The organism is Nocardia niwae NBRC 108934 = DSM 45340 (genome assembly GCF_001613465.1).
GTDB classification, from domain to species: Bacteria; Actinomycetota; Actinomycetes; order Mycobacteriales; family Mycobacteriaceae; genus Nocardia; species Nocardia niwae.
In genome coordinates, this window is sequence record NZ_BDCK01000020.1 from 130,716 (window position 1) to 148,471 (window position 17,756).

General features: G+C 65.2%; 16 protein-coding genes. 6 read left to right on the forward strand and 10 right to left on the reverse strand.

Going from position 1 to position 17,756, the window contains the following annotated elements; all coding sequences use genetic code 11:
- Window positions 1-19: 19 nt before the first annotated feature.
- A complete protein-coding gene (locus tag NNI01S_RS12885) occupies window positions 20-781 on the forward strand; it encodes an ESX secretion-associated protein EspG (RefSeq protein WP_157114739.1) in 762 nt (253 codons plus the stop codon).
- A gap of 62 nt (window positions 782-843) precedes the next feature.
- On the opposite strand, the gene NNI01S_RS12890 is transcribed toward NNI01S_RS12885, so the two are convergent.
- The 4 genes from NNI01S_RS12890 to NNI01S_RS12905 form a co-directional block, all read right to left on the reverse strand.
- Entirely contained in the window at window positions 844-1,359 is a 516-nt protein-coding gene (locus NNI01S_RS12890; protein ID WP_063020304.1) for a hypothetical protein, read from the reverse strand.
- Between the two features lie 399 nt (window positions 1,360-1,758).
- The gene (locus tag NNI01S_RS12895) at window positions 1,759-2,655 is read right to left on the reverse strand and encodes a hypothetical protein (RefSeq protein WP_063020305.1); all 897 of its coding nucleotides are present in this window, start codon (window positions 2,653-2,655) and stop codon (window positions 1,759-1,761) included.
- Complete coding sequence (locus tag NNI01S_RS12900; RefSeq protein WP_157114740.1) at window positions 2,652-2,999, reverse strand: hypothetical protein; 348 nt, start codon at window positions 2,997-2,999, stop codon at window positions 2,652-2,654. The genes NNI01S_RS12895 and NNI01S_RS12900 overlap by 4 nt, the downstream gene beginning before the upstream one ends.
- A gap of 2 nt (window positions 3,000-3,001) precedes the next feature.
- Window positions 3,002-3,583: a YbaB/EbfC family nucleoid-associated protein gene (locus tag NNI01S_RS12905; protein WP_063020307.1), complete on the reverse strand. Its 582-nt coding sequence runs from the start codon at window positions 3,581-3,583 to the stop codon at window positions 3,002-3,004.
- Between the two features lie 719 nt (window positions 3,584-4,302).
- Here NNI01S_RS12905 and NNI01S_RS12910 point away from each other — a divergent pair.
- From NNI01S_RS12910 to NNI01S_RS12925, 4 genes are all read left to right on the forward strand, one after another.
- A complete protein-coding gene (locus NNI01S_RS12910; RefSeq protein WP_157114742.1) occupies window positions 4,303-4,716 on the forward strand; it encodes a DUF5666 domain-containing protein in 414 nt (137 codons plus the stop codon).
- Window positions 4,717-4,895: 179 nt separating this feature from the next.
- Entirely contained in the window at window positions 4,896-6,320 is a 1,425-nt protein-coding gene (locus tag NNI01S_RS12915) for a WGR domain-containing protein (RefSeq protein ID WP_063020309.1), read from the forward strand.
- 800 nt (window positions 6,321-7,120) lie between these two features.
- Complete coding sequence (locus NNI01S_RS12920) at window positions 7,121-9,316, forward strand: elongation factor G-like protein EF-G2 (protein WP_063020310.1); 2,196 nt, start codon at window positions 7,121-7,123, stop codon at window positions 9,314-9,316.
- Between the two features lie 190 nt (window positions 9,317-9,506).
- Window positions 9,507-10,328 (forward strand): hypothetical protein, encoded by an 822-nt coding sequence (locus NNI01S_RS12925; protein ID WP_218019190.1) that lies wholly within the window; start codon window positions 9,507-9,509, stop codon window positions 10,326-10,328.
- 33 nt (window positions 10,329-10,361) lie between these two features.
- Here the strand turns inward: NNI01S_RS12925 and NNI01S_RS12930 are convergent, their stop codons facing one another.
- From NNI01S_RS12930 to NNI01S_RS12950, 5 genes are all read right to left on the reverse strand, one after another.
- The gene (locus NNI01S_RS12930) at window positions 10,362-12,170 is read right to left on the reverse strand and encodes a glycosyltransferase family 2 protein (RefSeq protein WP_063020311.1); all 1,809 of its coding nucleotides are present in this window, start codon (window positions 12,168-12,170) and stop codon (window positions 10,362-10,364) included.
- 13 nt (window positions 12,171-12,183) lie between these two features.
- A complete protein-coding gene (locus NNI01S_RS34465) occupies window positions 12,184-14,490 on the reverse strand; it encodes a hypothetical protein (protein WP_063020312.1) in 2,307 nt (768 codons plus the stop codon).
- Between the two features lie 102 nt (window positions 14,491-14,592).
- On the reverse strand, window positions 14,593-14,913 hold the full coding sequence (locus NNI01S_RS12940) for a hypothetical protein (RefSeq protein ID WP_157114743.1): 321 nt from the start codon (window positions 14,911-14,913) through the stop codon (window positions 14,593-14,595).
- 145 nt (window positions 14,914-15,058) lie between these two features.
- A complete protein-coding gene (locus NNI01S_RS12945; RefSeq protein WP_063020314.1) occupies window positions 15,059-15,406 on the reverse strand; it encodes a hypothetical protein in 348 nt (115 codons plus the stop codon).
- Between the two features lie 4 nt (window positions 15,407-15,410).
- Window positions 15,411-15,698 carry a hypothetical protein gene (locus NNI01S_RS12950; protein ID WP_245676086.1) on the reverse strand — a complete coding sequence of 96 codons (288 nt, stop codon included), beginning with the start codon at window positions 15,696-15,698 and terminating at the stop codon, window positions 15,411-15,413.
- 411 nt (window positions 15,699-16,109) lie between these two features.
- Between NNI01S_RS12950 and NNI01S_RS12955 the strand changes: the two genes are divergently transcribed.
- Window positions 16,110-17,135 carry a hypothetical protein gene (locus NNI01S_RS12955; RefSeq protein WP_063020316.1) on the forward strand — a complete coding sequence of 342 codons (1,026 nt, stop codon included), beginning with the start codon at window positions 16,110-16,112 and terminating at the stop codon, window positions 17,133-17,135.
- 305 nt (window positions 17,136-17,440) lie between these two features.
- Here NNI01S_RS12955 and NNI01S_RS12960 read toward each other — a convergent pair whose 3' ends face one another.
- A complete protein-coding gene (locus NNI01S_RS12960; RefSeq protein ID WP_063020317.1) occupies window positions 17,441-17,689 on the reverse strand; it encodes a hypothetical protein in 249 nt (82 codons plus the stop codon).
- Between the last annotated feature and the right edge of the window lie 67 nt (window positions 17,690-17,756).

Genomic DNA, 17,756 nt, shown 5'->3' on the forward strand with positions numbered 1-17,756 from the left:
CGACGAAGGAACCGGCTTCATGAGCCGACGGGACTGGTCGTTCACCGCGCTCGGCTTCACGGTGCTCTGGCGGGCGGTGGAGCGCGACGTGCTGCCATACCCCCTGCAGTACCGATCGACGGCGGAGACCGTCGCCGATTATGAATCGGAGTGGAAATCCGAAGCCGCCGGACTGCACCGTCGCCTCGACGAGTCGCTGTACAGCGCACTGCGTGTGCTGGCCGAACCCGAGGCGCGCATCGAGATGGCCGGGATCAGCGGGAAGGACAAACTGCGCGTCCACGCGGCCGTGCACTATCGGCATGCTGTACTGCTGGTGCAGGAGCCCACGTCGTCACCGGATCGTGGTGGGGCCGTGTGCATGTCACTGATCGATGCGGAGAGCGTGAGCCGCCGGGTCATCGAACTGCTGCCCGCCACCGAACGCGGCAGCGGCCCCGGCATCGAGATTTCGCGGCACGAACTCGACGCCGAAGACGAGGAACCGTACCGCGTGGGCGCGCCGGCCCCGCCCCGCGTCCGCGCCGAGCAGTTCTTCGAACGCCCCCGCTCCACCATCGCCCACGTCGCGGTGTACGCAGGCCCGGCGTGGGACAACCGTCCGGCACCTTCCCGAGGCTTCCACGTGATGGACTATCCCGACGGCCGCTACCTCGTCCGCAGCGGAGCCACCCTGGTGGCCGCCCCGGCCGACACGACCGAACTACGGACCCAACTCGACCGGGTGGTCCATGCGACGATCACGGGCTTTCGCGAGGAGAACGATCCGAGCTACACCTGACGTACCGACCCCCAGCCGCTCCAGCGCCATTTCCTGCCGGAGCGGCGGGGCACGTCGACGGCTCAGTCGAGGATGTTCCCGACCACCGCACACAGCATCAGGGCGAACAATGCGCCGAAGACGACCCAGGTGGTACGGATCCAATTGAGACCCGGCCATCTCGGCGGCTTCGGGCCCATCGCCCCTGGCAGAAGGTAGAACGCCGGAGAGCGGTAGTACACCGTCGTGCGGCATCCGGGTTCTACCGGCACAACGGTCTCCGCCGGACCCATATCGGAGTCCCACGCGCGGACGAAGAACCTGACGAGAAGGTTGACACCCCGCGTCAGGACTTCGACCCGGTGGAGCCCGGGGCCCGCCGGGATGTAGGTGGGCCCCCAGGAGGCATTGGGTATTTCGCTGCCGTTCACATAGATGCGCGGTCCGGTCGTCGCGTATACGGGACCCGCGATCCACCACCGGAAGTAGGACGTGTCGACCACGATGCCGGTCTCGCCCGGCTCGGGCCGGAAGGCTTCCGCCGGATGGCGCTCGACGTTCTGAAAGAACCGCAATCTCGGCCGGTCGACGGTATGCATTGGTGGCGGCAGGTAGTGTGTCGTCCCACGATACGGAACGGCCTCCGGCATATATGGATTCGGTTGCCACTGATTGGGTGGCATCGGAGTATCGCCCCAATGTGTTTGCGCCGACCCGGTGAACGCCTCGGAGTTCGGTTGCGCGGAGCCGGTGTGCATCTGTGCAGGTTGCGGCGGACTCGCCCAACTAGTCTGACCCGCCTGCGGAGCAGCGCCTGAACCGGTTCGTCCCGACTGCAACGGGCCGCCGAAAACCGGCTGCCCCTCTTGGGAGAAACCCGGAGCCGCCTGGCCGGGCTGCGGCGAAGGCGCAGACGGTCGGTGACCGGGACCATTTACCTGCGGTCCCTGCTGATAATTCACAGTGCGTATTTCCCCTCGTTGTACTGGCGCAGATCGTCAGGCCGGAGCAGGCTGGTTCTCCTTGCCCAGGAGGGCATAGATGACAGCGGCAACAGCCTGGGTGAGCGTCTGGACGTCCTTGAAGGCTCTCGCCATGTCGAGAAGCAGCTTCGAGATCTTCAAACCGTCGCGCCCGATCCTGGCGATCACCGCCGCGGCGACGTGCGGGCCCGCCGCGCCCAGAGACGCCGCGAGCTCCAGGGTGTACCCGATCAGTGCTCCCGCCAGGCTGGTCAGGATGTCCTGCACCATCTTCCGGAACGCCTTGACGATCTTCGACGCGGTATCCATGATTTCGCCGAGAGTGGCCGCCACGCCGCCCGCCCCGGCGATCTGGTCGATGAGATCCGTGGCCCGGTTCCGGTAGGCGTCCCCCGCGCTCCCGGTCCACGTCGAGATATCAGCCGCCAGACCCTTCTGCCACGAATCGCTCATGCCGGTCAGCTCCCGGGCGATAAGGACCCAAGACTTGGAGTACGCCTCCACCATCTTGTCGTTTCCAGCGAGCCCATCCAGCACCTTCCGGTACGGCTCGACGTGCGTGAGCATCCATCCGGCGATCTGATCGCCCACGAATCCGAACGGGTCGAACGCCGCGTCCGCAACGGATGCGCCTGCCGCGATGCCACCCGTGATCGCCTCGAAAGTCTTGGCGTTTCTGAAGTTGGCCCATGCCTCCCAAGCGTCTCCGGCGATGGTGCCGGACAGAACCCCGGGCAGCCTGGTCTCTTCGTCCTGCTTCAAACCGATGTCGTGCATCCAGAAGACGGTCTCCTGGAAGTACTCCTCCCGGTAGTCGGTCCCCTTGGCGATCAGTGGATTGTTCTCGGGCTTCTCCCGGTCGTCGAAACCAGGGGTGTGCTCGTTGAGCCAGTCACCAACTCTTGTGCTCACTTCGGGCCTCTCGATGCGTCGGCGATCGTTTCCCGCAGTTCGGTCACCGATCTGCCGAACGCGCTGTCCTTGTCTTCGAATGCCGCCGCGACGAGGTCGAGTTTGCCCGGCAGCGCCGCGACGTCCTCCGCGAGCTTGCGGATCACGGCGATGGTGTTGCGATGTTTGTCGTCCAGCACCAGGTGCACGAGCGGCCGGGGAATCTCACCGAACCCGTCGTCAGCGGAACCCAGGTAGTCCGCGGCTTCCAGCGACAGCGTCAAACTCTGCATGAGTGTCTGCAGCTTCGCGGCATGATCGCGCACTTCGGCGGGATCGACGGAGATGGCCTCAGGATTGGTCACGTTCACACCAACCAGGAGCGGTTGTAGTACTCGGTCTCCGGATCCGGCTCGTCCGGAACGACGATCTGGTCACGGTCGGGTTTGCGGCTTCGCGGCGAAGCGGGCGGCTCCGAGGACGCCGGGCCCTGTTGCGCCGGGAAAGGAGACGAGGCCATGAACGGGCTGTGGCCGGACGTGGACGCGGCCCGGTCTTCGAGTGGCGCGCTATTCTGCGGCTCGGGATCGGGGAAACGCGCGGCGTACTGAGCGGTGATCGCGGCGCCTGCCTCGTCGTCACCAACCGTCTTCCGCACGAGTTCGCCGACCTGTATCCGCAACGCCGATTGCGCCCGTCGCAGACACGCCATGATCTCAGCGGACAACACCGCCGGGTCCATCCCGCGCGAACTGGGCGACAGATCGATCGCCGTGGGCGCACCGCTGCTGTCGACGGTGACCCGAACCCGATCATCCTTACCGGAGTCGGTGACGGTCAGCGCCTGCATGCGGCTTTCCAACTCCTGAAACTGTTCGGCCCGACGCTCGAAATCCGCTGCCATCCGCGCCAAGTCTTCCGCGGCATGGTGCACATCGAATGCGGCCATCAACACCTCCTGCTACTTCGCGACTGCCTGGTCGACCAACAACACCGACACATCTTCACGTGTCTTACATCGACTCTGACGCAGCAGGCGGCCGATCGGTTCCATGGGATTCCGCCCCTCGTTCGAGCGATGGCCTACCGAATGAGGTCGAACCCACGAACCGTGCCACCTCGAACAGGACCACGTGCCGCAGCGCCCCGCATACGACAATATCGCTGCCGGACAACAGTACTCGCGCTCGACCGCGTCGCCCGGCAGGATCGAGTTCGCCGCGCCGATCGGGGTTACCGAGCCGGTGATCACACATCAGCCCTGGTCAGGCGGGTACTCCCGCCAGTGACAACAAATTCGGAGGGAGGGAGACCTAACCTTGCCCTATGCCTCGCTGGAGTACGCACGGTCGGAAGCCGGCGCGCGTAGGTCGGCTGGCGCGGCTCGGCAGTGATCCCCAAACCATCTCGGCCACAACAATTTCCAGAGCGACAATCAGGTCGATCGCTGTCGGCTCGAGCGGGCGGAAGTCGACGAATGCCGAGGACGTAGCACCGGAGCCCACGCCTCCTCCCCGCGTGCATCCGGGCTCGCTGGCACCGCAGATCGAAACCCTCTCGCGGACAACGGCTATGGGCATGCCGCCGATACCACCTCGGGACCGGGACGACGAGCCGCATCGGCTGTACCACTCGGGCGCAGCCGCTTTCGTCGGACTTTGCATCGGCGTGCTGCTCCTTGTCGTGTCCGGATGCCTGCTCGTCGACCATCCGACGCAGACGGCAGCGGCGACGTCGACCGCATCGGTCCGCACCAGCGCCCCGAGTTCCCCGGCACCCTCGTCCGCCGCGCGCACGACGCCTCCCGTCGCCGCCGCACCGCCTGTCCGGACGGGCATCGGTGTCACCTTCGGAAAGGTCACCGCCAACGACGGCACGACCCTGGTGGTACGCAACGCGTTCACCAGCAGCAGCCTGAAAGTCCGCGCCGACGCCAACACCAAGGTGAACGTCCTGATCGCCAAACGGGCATCCGACATACGCGTGGGCGCCATCATCGCCGTCTACGGGCGGCAGTATCCGGATCAGTCGATCGTCGCTGAGTTCATCACCGGAATCTCGATCGGCGGACCCACGAAATGATCCGCTAGGTCGCGGCTCGAGTTCGCCCACGTGGCGCCGCTTCCACCACCGAGTCGTCGACCTACTCCGGCTGACCCCACCGCAGCTCGATCCCCCACACCGCTTCGGTCACCGCTGAATGTCGGTGCCTCTTGCTAACTTTCGTCTCGTTCTGATCTGACGAAAACAGGCGAGGCGCTATGACAATCGGGGGAACCACCTATCTCGAGCTGTCCGAGGACAGCGGTACCGCGCACAAGTTCTACGAGGTGATCGTGGCGGGCACGCAAGTGAGTGTCCGTTTCGGTCGCATCGGAGAACAGGGGCAGACGAAGGTGAGCTCGTTCGCCTCCGCGGAGAAGGCGCAGGCGGCCGCGGCGAAGAAGGTCGGCGAGAAGGTGCGGAAGGGCTATGCGCCCGCCGTGCTGGGGGCGCGGGCCAGGCGGCCGGTGACCAGGCGCCCACCCAGCAGCGGCCGCTCCACGGCGAAGGCCGCGCCAGTGCTGTGGAGTTTCGACTCCGGCGCCGCCGCCTTCGGCATCTTCGTCGACGAGCGCCGCTGCTGGGTGGGCAACGAGAACGGCGACGTGTTCACCCTCACCCCGGACGGCGTGGTCACCGGCCGGTACCGCCTGCCCGACGCGGTCAAATGCATTGTGGCCGACGATTTCTGGATCTATGCCGGATGCGACGACGGGCGCGTCTACGACCTGTCGGGCAAGGTGCCGCGGGCGGCCTACGACATCGCGGCAGATGTCGACATCTACTGGCTCGACATCCACGACGGCATCCTCGGCGTCTCCGATCGCCAGGGCGGCATCACCGTGATCGACTACGAGGAGGAGTCGCTGTGGACCCGGCGCAGCACCGGCGACTCGGGCTGGATGGTGCGCGTCGACGTGAACGGCGTCTACCACGGGCATTCCGCCGGCGTCACGAAATACGACCTGGACAGCGGCACCGCCTCGTGGCACGCGGGCACCGGCGGCGAGGTCCTCTTCGGCTGGCAGGAATCCGGCGCCGTCTACGCGGGCACGGCCCGCAACCAGGTCCGCATGGTGGCCAAGAGCGGCCGCGCCGAGCGCACCTACCAGTGTGATGCCGCGGTCTTCTCCTGCGCCACCTCACCTGACGGCCGCTACGTGTTCGCTGGTGACAACTACTCCTCGGTGTACTGCTTCGATGCCGCCGGGAACCGTGTGTGGAAGCTGGCAACGGGCTGCGGCTCGGCCTATTCCATGCAGTATCACGACGAGAAGCTGTACTTGGTCACCACTACCGGCACGCTGGCGTGTCTCGATGTCGGCGAGGCCGCCATCCGTAACGCCGAGCAGGGCGTACTGCCGCGGACGGTGTCGGTGAAGGCTCCCGAGATCTCCGCGGTGGTGCCGAGCAGCACCGTCGAGATCACCTCCGACGCGGGCACCGGCGTCATCGTGGAATGCGTGCACCAGGGCAGTTCCCTGCGCGTGCGGGTGGTCTCGCCCGGATACCATCAGGGCTGGAACGTGCAGTTCCCCAAGGACATTCGCCGGGCGGGGACGCGCTACGTGGTCGACGGCATCGCGGAGTCGGCGCGTGGCGGTTTCTATCGCGTGCGCGGGGACATCCGCCAGTTGTCCTGAGCGTTCTCGGACGATACGTTCCTCGCGCGTCTCGCGAGATGCGTGAGGAGCGTCGCCGAAGGAACGCCGCCGCTCGCGGTCCTGGCATATCGCGCGCTATCCCGGCGCTCCTCGGGCGCGGGCACGGGATGTCCCCGATCTCCGGCTACGCCCGCTCGCTCGGTAGCGGCGATCCGCGAAGGCGGAGACCTTCGGTGCCAGGACCAGTTCGCCGGAGACCTGCCCTGCGGGCTTGGCAGGACGGAGTTCGGCCGCTGGATCGGCCTCGGCGAGGCAGTGCGGGCGACACCCCTCACGTGCTGCCGGAGCGGGACGTCAGCATCGCCGTCGACTGGTTCGGCCTCTACCTCTGCCCCGGTGTAAGCGCCTCGACATCTGGTTCGGCATCGTCCGTCAGCTGTATCCCGGCGCGGTGCCCGAGTCTGTGAGCCCACCCCCGCCGATCTCCGCGATCGCCGACATCGACAGCCGCTTGCGGCGCAGGCTCGACCCGGCGGTCCCGGCTCTACGCGCCGGTCACCACGATGGTCATCGAAGCGACCGAGGCCGGGCCCGGTCAGCTGCTCCCGGCTCCGGTGCTCGGCAGCCCGGAACGCCGCGTTCACACCAGCGCCCCGTTCGTCGCGCGCTACGGCTTCTGTGGCATCGCCACGGCGAGGCCTGCCAGACGATCCTGGCGACCGGCGAGTCCTCCCCCGCACGACCGTGGCCGCCCATGCTGATCTGCCGATTCGTCGGCGGAACGCCACGCCCGGTGGGAAGGTGGATGTACGGCAGGTGTCGGCAAAGGAGCGAGACACATGGTGGACAAGACCAACGGAGCTGCCGCGGGCGACGGCGGCGTGATGACGGCGGACCGGCCGGAGCAGATCCGCAACGTGGTCCTGGTCGGGCACAGCGGGTCGGGCAAGACCACGCTCGTCGACGCCATGGCGCTCACCGCGCGGGCGGTCAACCGCGCGGGGCGCGTCGAGGATGGCACGTCGCTGTCGGATTACGACGAGATCGAGCATCGTCAGCACCGGTCGGTGCAGCTGTCGGTGGTGCCGGTGGCGTGGGGTGGGATGAAGGTCAACCTGGTCGACACGCCCGGATACGCCGATTTCGTGGGCGAGTTGCGGGCGGGATTGCGGGCGGCCGACGCGGCGCTGTTCGTGATCTCGGCGGCCGAGGGTGCGGCGGGTATCGCCGGGGCGACGAGGGCGCTGTGGGAGGAGTGCGCCGCGGTCGGGATGCCACGCGCGATCGTGATCACCCACCTCGACACGGCCCGCGACGAGTTCGATGTGATGACCGAGACCTGCCGGGCCGTGCTGGGCGGCGGATCCTCGGAGAACATCCTGCCACTGCATCTGCCCGTGTACGGTCCGAAGAATCCGGACGGTCACCGGCCGGTCACGGGCATGGTGGAGCTGCTGCCGCACTGCGTGGGCGACTACTCCTCCGGTGAGGAGGTCCAGGGCGATCCCTCGCCCGATCAGGTACCGGCGCTGGAGGAAGCGCGCAATCGCCTCATCGAAGGCATCATCGCCGAGAGCGAAGACGAGAGCCTCATGGAGCGCTACCTCGAGGGCGCGGAGATCAGCCTCGCGACGCTCGTCGCCGACCTGGAGCGCGCGGTCGCGCGGGGCAGCTTCCACCCCGTGCTGTTCGCCGCGCCCGCGCCCGAGGGCGCCAAGCAGGGCTTGGGCACGGTCGAGTTGCTCGACCTGATCACCGGTGGTTTCCCGACCCCCGCGGAGCACCCCATCACCGCCAGCAACGGCGCCGGACCGCATCCGCTGCGCTGCGACCCGGCAGGCGAGCTGGCCGCGGAGGTCATCCGCACCGCGTCCGACCCGTACGTCGGGCGGGTCTGCATGGTCCGCGTCTTCTCCGGCACCTTGCATGCCGATGACACGGTGCACATCAGCGGGCACGGCCTGGAGGATCGCGGCCACGAGAGCCACGAACTGGACGAGCGGGTCGGCGCGATATCGGCTCCTTTCGGCAAGCAGCAACGTCCACTCCGGCAGGCGATCGCGGGCGACATCGCTTACGTCACCAAGCTCGGCCACGCCGAAACCGGTGACACCCTGTCGTCCACCGGCAGCCCTTTGCGGATCGAACCGTGGCCGATGCCCGATCCCCTGCTGCCGGTGGCGATCCGCGCGCACAGCAAAACCGACGAGGACAAGCTGTCCCAAAGCCTCGCCCGCTTGGCCGCCGAGGATCCCGCGCTGCGCCTCGAACACAACCCGCAGACCCATCAACTGGTGCTCTGGTGTCTCGGCGAAGCCCATCGCGACGTCGCTCTGGAACGGTTGCGGACCCGGTTCGGCGTGCAGGTGGACGTGACCGATCACGAGGTGGCGTTGCGGGAGACGTTCGCGGGCAAGGCGAACGGGCGCGGCAGGCATGTCAAACAGTCCGGTGGGCACGGGCAGTACGCCGTGTGCGAGATCGAGGTCGAACCGCTGCCCGAGGGGTCGGGGATCGAGTTCGTGGACAGAGTGGTCGGCGGCGTCGTTCCGCGCCAGTTCATCCCGTCGGTGGAGAAGGGCGTCCGAGCGCAGGCCTCCCGCGGGTTGACCGCCGGATACCCCCTGGTGGACGTGCGCGTCACCCTGTTCGACGGCAAAGCGCACTCCGTCGACTCCTCCGACGCCGCATTCCAGACCGCAGGCGCCCTCGCCTTGCGGGAGGCCGCCGCGGCGGCGGGGATCAGGGTGCTCGAGCCGCTCGCCGAAGTCTGGGTGCTGGTCTCCGACGATTACGTCGGGCCGGTCCTGAGCGACCTGTCCAGCCGCCGCGGGCGCGTGCTCGGCACCGAGCCGCACGGCGCAGGCCGCACCCGTATCCACGCCGAAGTCCCCGAACTCGAACTCAGCCGTTACGCCATCGACCTGCGTTCGATTTCGCACGGCACCGCCGATTTCACCCGCAGCTACGCGCGCCATGAGCCGATGCCGAACCAGATCGCCGCGGCGAGGCGAGGGGAGAAGGCGCGCGCGTAGTCCGCTCCGCTGAGCGCCTCCGACCCGTACGTCGAACGGTCTTCCGGTGCCCGCGTCTTGCGGACACTCCTGCGCAATTCACGACGGACCCCCCTGCGTTGGGCAGTAAACCCGGACGGCGAATTCACCCGGCGTTTGATTCCGTTTCTCAGCGGAACGATGCGCGGTTCAGCGAGCTTCCCATCGATTGGTGGTCACTGCTCGCCGGGTACAGTTGGCCGCGTATGCGAGCCCAACGCTAGGTGGAGAAATGACGATGGATCCCTCCCGCTGTGTCGTGCTGGTGCCGGTGCATGACTACATCGAGCCCGGCTGCGCAGAGGGGTTGGCCGAACTCGAACGACGTGGGTATCCGGTCTGGCGCACATACGGTTGTTCCGCGATCGATCAGGCACGCAGTCAGATCGCGACGGACGCGTTGGCGCAGGGTTTCGAGGAGCTGATGTGGATCGATGCCGATATTCGCTTCCATCCGGACGCGGTGGATATGCTGCGGTCACACAATCTGCCGGTGGTATGCGGCATCTATCCCAAGAAAAGGTCACGTGAGCTCGTCTGCAGCCTGTTGCCGGACACCCAAGGCGTCATCTTCGGTCAAGCAGGCGGCATGGTGGAGATACGTTATGCCGCAGGTGGATTCCTGCTCACGAAACGGCATGTCTACGAGGAGATCGCGAAACACGAGCAACTGCCGGTCTGCAATGAGCAATTCGGACGGGCCTTGGTCCCCTACTTCTTGCCGATGATCGTTCCGGACGGCGACCACCAGTGGTATCTCGGCGAGGATTTCGCGTTCTCCGAACGCGCTCGCCGATCCGGTTTCGCCATCCACGCCGACACCCGGTTCCGCCTGGAGCACATCGGCAAGTACGGATATACCTGGGAAGACGCAGGGAGCGAACGAAAGCGGTTCGGGACCTACGCGTTCAAGTTCCGGCAGCGCTCGGAGAGCGCCGATGCCACCGGGAACCGGCAGGTCGACAGCGAGGAAAGCGTCCCCCAAACCACCTGATCGGTCGCCCGTCGCGCACTCTCGACGGCGGGTTCAGTTTTCTTCTTCGCTATACGAAGGGAAGAACTCGGCGAGGAGGAACTCGGGCAGCACGTACTGCGGCATCATCCGCACACTACTTCCCGCGTGCAAGATGTGCAGTACGAGCCCTTCGACGTCGGCGGCGCAGACCGTTTTACGACCGGCCTTCTGCAGCCGGAGCGAGAAATCGTAATCGCACACCAATCCGTTCGGCGGGTTGCCGCGAACCGGCACGTCGGCGCAGGTGGACTTGCGCCATACGAATGAAAAACCGTAGCCCCAGAGGTTTCCGTGGATCCAGTCGCGATCCCACGTTTTCGTCGAAAGCGGTTGAAATGGCTCCCACGGCGACAGCAGAAAATGCGTCGGCGATATGGTGTCGGTCGCCCAGTAGCAAAACAATTTATTTGCAGGGTCATAAGCGAACCACCTGCTCAAGGTGATGAAGTCGGCGTCACCGAGGAACTCCACCATTCGCTCGACATACTGCGGGGCGTAATAGTCGTCGTCATCGAAGCACACGATTATCTCACCACGAGATAATTGTGCCAGAAGATTCATCTTGTCACCGAGCGCCATTCGTTTGCCAGGCATGTGGAGATACCGAATACGATGTTCGCGACACAACTCCTCGTCGAGAAAATCGACCGGCTCGGGACTGTCGTCGAGAATGATCATCTCTGTCGTGCCGCCGAAACTCTGTGCGCAGTAGCACCGGACGACGCTGCGAAGAAACGCCGGGCGCTGATAGGTAGGGCAGATCACGCTCACTTGCGGGATGGGCGATTCGTCCCGAGGAGGCGCACTTCTATCTGGCGCCGGATGCCACTTCATCGTCGATCTGTCCCGGGATACTCCGAGACGCTGTGCTGTGCGCAGGCCCGTTGGGCCCTCTGGGACGTCGCGAGCACCAGCCGGACCGGGCCGGGAAGATGCGGAACGCCCGCTCGTCACCGGGCCGGCGACCGATGACGCCTTCCGTGTGTCCGGCCCAGGCGACAACCGCAGTCGGCTACGCAGCGCCCGGTTCCATTCGGGCACCCGATCGTACTGATGCACAATCGGATACAGCTTGCCCGCCGCCGTCCGCACACCGTCCGGGGACAGGACGGGTTCCGGCTCGACCAGAAGCGGTCGCAAGGTCGAAAGGCGGCGTGTATCCGCCAATGTCCCCGCCTGACAGGCGAAACCGTCTTCCGAAGCCACCAACTGCACTGTCGAGCGATACGGTTCCATATCGAGGAGCAGGTTGTACCCACTCTGGTCGGCGACGGGCACTCCGGCCGAATCGGCGATCAGGGTGATGGCGAGGCACAGATCCGCCACCATATCGGCTCGACCGGCAAGAACGCCGACATTGCGAACGACGCTCGACCGCAAGCGCTCGGCGTGGGCCGGAAAGGTTCGCCGCAGGTTCTGCCAGTTCCACTCCTCATCGCAGTACCGCACCGCCTCGCTGACGGCGAGAAAAGGGCGGTTGAGATGGGTTTCCAGCCATTCGACGGGGTCTGCTTGGAAATAGACGTCTCGCACGTCGGTGACAACGGCGAAGCCGAGCGAACTATCGGATCTCCGCAGCACGTCGGCGATATCCGCGAACCGCTGGTTGTATACGCTGCCACGCAGCGGCATCCGTACCGCGTGCAGTCCGAGCGATGCCAGGTTCTCCGCCACGACATCGCCGCGTCGATCGCCGTCGTACACGATGACTACGCCCAGACCGGTAAATCCAGTGGCGACGAGGCTTCTCGCCCAAACCTCCACGTCGGCCCATTCATAGCCCGCCGCCGCGCCGATGACGATGTTCTTCGCCGAGGCCATCCCGTCCGACCGCTCAGACCTGTCCCGTCGGCGGCGAGACAGGAGGCGGACCGTTCGGCGCTGCCGCGCTCACGGTCGGCGGCGGTAACGCCTCGGATCCGGTGTTGGTATTGGCGGTGCCGTCCAGACCGGTCGGGTGGAAGTAGCCCATGAAATTCCCGTACTTCTCGGTCAACGGAGGACTGTTGGGATCCAAGGGAACGAGTTGACCGTTGTCCAGAATGAACATGCCATTCTGATTCTTCACGATCATCCCATAATGCTTCACGCCATCCTTATCCCACTCCACGGTGTCGCCGGTAGTCAATTTGGCGACGTCACTGACGGTCGCCCACGGAGTATTCGGCGTGTTCGCGCCCGCGGTTCCCTCATATGCCGCCGCTGCGTCGAGGGCGACATTCTGCTGCTGCCGCTGCAAAGCCTCCGCGACCGGCTGCGACACCTGAACGGTCGAGTCCCCGATCTTGTAGTCGACCATCTGGCCGGGTGTGGTGACCGGCGGCGGTGTACCGGCATAAGCAGGTGCCGTCACCGTGGGAGGAGCAGAGTTCTGCTGTGCAGCGGAATTGGCGTTGGCGTTGGATGCCTGCCGGTTCCGATCGCGCTGCCGATCGTCCCGCGAGTCCCGATCGTCATCTCGGGCCTCCTCCATGGGGGAGCGATTCTGGTTCCCCATCTGCGACAGGGCATTCATTGCCATCAGCGGCCCCATCATGTCAGCGCCGCTATTACCGGCGGGCGCGGGCGGGGCGGTGGTGGTGGTGGTGGGCGTGACATTGCCGGTGGTCGCGCCGGTCCCGACCCCGGTCCCGGTCCCATTCTGCATCGCGGCCTGCGTAGCCCCGAAATCCACACTCGACGCGGTATCGCCGGTACCCGTGCCCGTCGTGGTGGTCGTGGTGGTATCCGTACCCGTAGTGTCCGTCGGCAGCAGGTCGTCGTACGTGGAACTGTAATCGTCGTTCGTACTGACCGGCTGTGTTGTCGTAGTTTGCGGCTGCGTAGTCGTGGTCGGATAAGTCGGCTGCGTGCTGGTCGTACTAGTGGTCGTACTGGCGCTGGTAGTCGTACTCGTGCTGGTACTGGTGCTGGTGCTCGTACTGGTGCTCGTGCTCGTACTGGCGCTGGTGCTGGTGCTGGTGCTCGTACTGGTGCTCGTACTCGTACTGCTGGCCGGATCGCCAGATTCGGGGGCGAGGTCGAGCGGAAGGCCCATATTCCGTGCTATCTCGGCATATCGAGTGACCGTACCGATGCAATCCTGGACCGCGTCCCTGATCAGCCCGTACATGGAATATTCTTTGCTCAGGTCCGAGGGCAAGACCATCGCCCGCTCTTCGCGCGCGTCTTGAATACCGGGCTCTTCGAACTTCACCTTACCGTCGACCGTGACGCCCATGTCGGCGCCGAGGAACAGTTTTTCGTTCAGATCCCAGATCGTCCCGTGCATTTCCTTGAAGGCTTGGTTGTTCGCAACCTCCAAATGCTTGGTCTCTTTCTTGAAGGCATCATCGAGCATGTCCCATCGACTGGCCAGCAGAGAAAGAAACATATTCGCGCTGGAATGCGCGTTGTCGGTCTCGCTCGACGCCGGCGGACTGCTCAGAGATGAAAGGAAAGCATCGCTCAGATTGTCGTCGAGCAGCTTCACGGAGCTGTCGTTCTTCTTGGCGTCTTCGAAGACGCCCGGCAAATCGGTCCGTCCCGAACCCAGCTGGTAGGCCAGCAGCTGCACTTGATTGTTCGCGACCTTGGTGTAGTTGGTGAGTTCGGGGGACGCGCCCGGCGGAAGAGTGATCTTCAGCCGGTAATTGGTGAGGAAGTCGTCGGTATTCCGACCGGCAAGATCATTGAGTTTGGCCGGGTCCTCCATGTACCAGAGGACGTCATCGTTGTTCTTGACATCGAGGTCCCCGCTCCAGTCTCCGGGAAGACTTTTGACAGCGACGATATTGCCGTCATTGGTGAGGACGTAATTCGTAGGCTCATTACCGTCGTCCTCGTTCCAGTCGACATCCTTGCCCGCCTTACCGGTGTGGCCATGGCCGTCGCCGAACGTATAAACGTTGTTGTCGCCGTCTCGCAGTTCGAGTTGCGTCTGGCCCGCCTGCCCCCAGAAGCCGCCCTCTTCCTCGAAGTGAAGCGAATCACCCTTTCCGGCTTCACCATATTTGTTTACGGTGAGACCGGTCGAGTTCTGGACGACGACTTGGCCGTTCTGCAGGCCCATACGGTATTGGCCGTTGGGCGAGTAGACCCAATCCCCTTCTTTGAGGGTATCGCCCGGCTTGAGAATGCCGTTGTAATAGTTGTCGCCCACAGGTCAACTCCACATCACCAGTCGTGCCGACTGTTCGCGAACACGAAGACAGTCACACGGAGTACGCCCATTCAGAAGAGTCCAGCAGCCGGAAGAAGCGGCTCACACTTCCGGCGTCTTCCGCCGGACCGAGCTGCCACCGGCGGTATCGGTATCGTCCAATGCCGTTGCTGCCGTGTACATGATGTCACCGTTCGTTTGCGAATCATCCGCGATCGAGTTCATCCCGTTCTTGCGGAGGACGAACATGTACTGCTCCCAGCCTCCGAATGCCTCGTGCGCGGCATTGCCGTACTTCGCATAGCGATTGGCCCACCAGCCGGCGTCCGGCTCGGCCTTGGTCCGGATGACCGGTACCCGGTCATGGTCGGCACCACCGCGGGCGCGCATACCGTCAGTCTCTACATGCAGCCCATCGGTCATCCCGGAACCCCTTTCCATATGGACAGGCACAACCATTCTCTTGCATCCCCATCCTTGGGGACAGCCGAGACGGACGACCCGGTCGAGTACCACACGCAGGAACTACGTTCGAGTTCGCGCGGAGCGTCTTTGCACCTCGATCGATTCAGTGATTTCCACCGAACTCCGCCTTCTCCATCGCCATGTATTGGGCTTCGGTCGGCAGGCCATAAGCCTCGGCGACATGTGGCAGCACACCGTGATACTGCATCTCCGTGCGCCATCCGACCCGGGACTTCTCGTGCGCCAGACGGGCCACCCGAACGATCTCGGCGGCCAGCCAGGCGTCGGTGTTCTCCCACACCTCGTCACCGATGTGCAGGCCGACGATCACACCGCTGCGGTCGCATGCCACACCAACCGAGTAGTCCGCATTGAACACCTCGTAGACCAGGTTCTGCCAGTCGGGCGGAGCTTCGCCCCCGGCGCCGGCCGACGCCTCCAGATCCGTCACCGCATCACTCCGAGGGAGGCGCGAACGGTGGGGCGAATCGTGGACGCGGCCACCGCACATCCGGCCAAGTCGTCTCCTCGATGACAATCTTGTGCTGCCGCGCCGCGTCTGCGGTGCTGTCCTGGATCGCGGCCATGATCTCGGCCACCAACTCCCGACTGTCGGCACAGTGAGCGACGGTACCGGGGGCGATATAGAGGTCGGTGAGCCTGCCGATCGCGTCGACCTCAGGGATCACCCGCGAAGTGGGCGATGGACGCCGAGCGCGGATCTGGTCGATCCGCTTCAGCATTTCGTCAGTGGCATGCACCAGCGACCGACCGGATTCCAGTGCCGATGCCGTCTCAGGATGCATGGCGCGAGCCCAGTCCTCGGCACGTCACCGCCGCCTCGGCGAGCGGCGAAGCATTCCTTCCGGCGGCGAAGCGCGGCACCTGACGGGCAGGCATTCCGTATGACAGAGGGTTGAAACGCGCAGTCGGGTTGCCGTCCAGCTCTTTTCGCATGCCACCTCCTCCCATGGATGATAGGTTCCCATTCTTCCCATCTGCCCGCGGCCTTCCCAGCGATGAGAAGCGTCCCAGCGTGCCGGATGCGGGCGCGGCCGGGCTCCGAAGCCGCAGGGGAACTTCCGCCGTCCCCACCGACGGGGACACGCAAGAATGGGATGCCGGTCGGAATGAGAGAGTCTGCGATCCTGACGATGGCGATGCCTGGAGCTGCCGGCGACTTCCTGGTCGATTTGGCCCAACGGTTGTCCCTGCGTTGTGACCCGGCACCCATTCGTGCCGTGATCGAACGCGCCTGCGCGGGTCAGGACGGCGCGCGCGGACCGGACGGACGCCGAACGAGCACGCTGACCATTTCCGGGATTCCGTTCGAGGTCAGTGTGTCCGGTGGCCGAGGCGCGGTGTCGCGCGCCGTCCGCTATGTCACCGAGACGGCGACTCGGGAAGAGCTGTTCGACTCGCGCCTCAGCGCTCAACTGACCTCGATCCGCGATCTCGTCGCGTGGCTGCCGAACGGCGACGAGACGGTCGCCGACATGCTGCGATCCTTCGTCGTGACACTGTTTCCGGATCCGGCGAAAATCTCGCACCGGCAGCGTTTTGCCACGTGGATCGGTGTTGTCCATGCCGCCGGCACGCCACATCACGCAGCCCGTCTCAAGGTGTACGGAAATCTCGCGGCCGCGCCGGAATCCCTGCACCGATTGTCCGATGTATGGCCGGGTTTCGCGGGATTGGCGGCGCTACCCGACCATGAGAAGGTCATCGCACCCGCTGTCATCGCACTCGAAGTCGACGCGGACGGCGGGGTGAACCACAAGGTCTACCTCAGAGCGCGGTACCCCGACGCCGACGCGCCGAAGAGACTCGTCCGCTGCTTCGGCGATCCGGCCCGGGAGATGCTGGACGAACTCGTTCGATGTGGGGTCGACGCGGCCCAGCTTCACCGGCGCGACCTGTTCGTCTGCTGCGCGCGCGGCGCGGGCGACCCCACCTTCGGGCTCTACCTGGGCGCGAGAAGGGGCGACGACCTGAGCGGGCTCGCACTCGCGCTCGCGGCCCGGCACCACGGCACCCCTCATGCCGTCGACGCCCTCCGCCGGGCTGCGCTCGCGTGCGGAGCGAGCTGGCATTACTCGGCAGTCGGACTGGGTTTCTCCACCGGCCACGGCGTCGACAAGCTCAACGTCTACGGCACCCCCCACTGGAATGTCACATGACCCGTGGGGCTCGGCACCCGCCTTCCACACCCGCGAACGCAGAAGAGTCCACCCCCGCATGCTCCCTGAAGTGGTCGCGCGGGGGTGGACTCGCCGAAGCCAGCTGCGGCGGAGCACCGAGTGGGGTACTCCGCCGCAGGTTGGAGCGGATGACGACTTACACGTCGAAGTACAGCTCGGACTACCTACCTGGCGTTTGCTGTCATGGATGACGCTGGCCGCGTGACGCTGACCTGCGGTTTGATCATGGCGACGTTGGCAGTGTGGTGCCGCCCTCTGTCGTGCTGCGTACCGACTGCGTACCGCTATCCCTCCCAGCTGGACAGCTCTTCCCACTCGCCGAACGGCGGCTTGGTCTTGGCGATTACGACGCAGGGTTCGGGGTTCAGATAGCGTTCGATGTCGAACCCAGCATCCGGTTCCCCATCCTTCGGCGGGTTCCCGTCATAGATCCGATCGAAGCCGGGCTGCTGCGCATCGGCGAGGTCCTTCTCCAGCTGAGTCGCTCCCGGGAAGTTCTCGAGATAGCCGGATCCCGGCTCCTGGTGCTTCATCCCGGTCCATCCATCGTCTATTCTGCGCCAGATGTGGCTACTTGGATCAGGGGTAACTGTCATAGCC

Bases quoted from the DNA above. Each gene is read 5' to 3' on its own strand.
- NNI01S_RS12920 (WP_063020310.1), top strand. From the start codon at position 7,121: ATGGTGGACAAGACCAACGGAGCTGCCGCGGGCGACGGCGGCGTGATG.
- NNI01S_RS12950 (WP_245676086.1), bottom strand. From the start codon at position 15,698: ATGCTGAAGCGGATCGACCAGATCCGCGCTCGGCGTCCATCGCCCACT.
- NNI01S_RS12890 (WP_063020304.1), bottom strand. From the start codon at position 1,359: ATGCATACCGTCGACCGGCCGAGATTGCGGTTCTTTCAGAACGTCGAG.
- NNI01S_RS12955 (WP_063020316.1), top strand. From the start codon at position 16,110: ATGGCGATGCCTGGAGCTGCCGGCGACTTCCTGGTCGATTTGGCCCAA.
- NNI01S_RS12905 (WP_063020307.1), bottom strand. From the start codon at position 3,583: ATGGCCGCATTCGATGTGCACCATGCCGCGGAAGACTTGGCGCGGATG.
- NNI01S_RS12885 (WP_157114739.1), top strand. From the start codon at position 20: ATGAGCCGACGGGACTGGTCGTTCACCGCGCTCGGCTTCACGGTGCTC.
- NNI01S_RS12940 (WP_157114743.1), bottom strand. From the start codon at position 14,913: ATGACCGATGGGCTGCATGTAGAGACTGACGGTATGCGCGCCCGCGGT.
- NNI01S_RS12960 (WP_063020317.1), bottom strand. From the start codon at position 17,689: ATGAAGCACCAGGAGCCGGGATCCGGCTATCTCGAGAACTTCCCGGGA.
- NNI01S_RS12930 (WP_063020311.1), bottom strand. From the start codon at position 12,170: ATGGCCTCGGCGAAGAACATCGTCATCGGCGCGGCGGCGGGCTATGAA.
- NNI01S_RS12915 (WP_063020309.1), top strand. From the start codon at position 4,896: ATGACAATCGGGGGAACCACCTATCTCGAGCTGTCCGAGGACAGCGGT.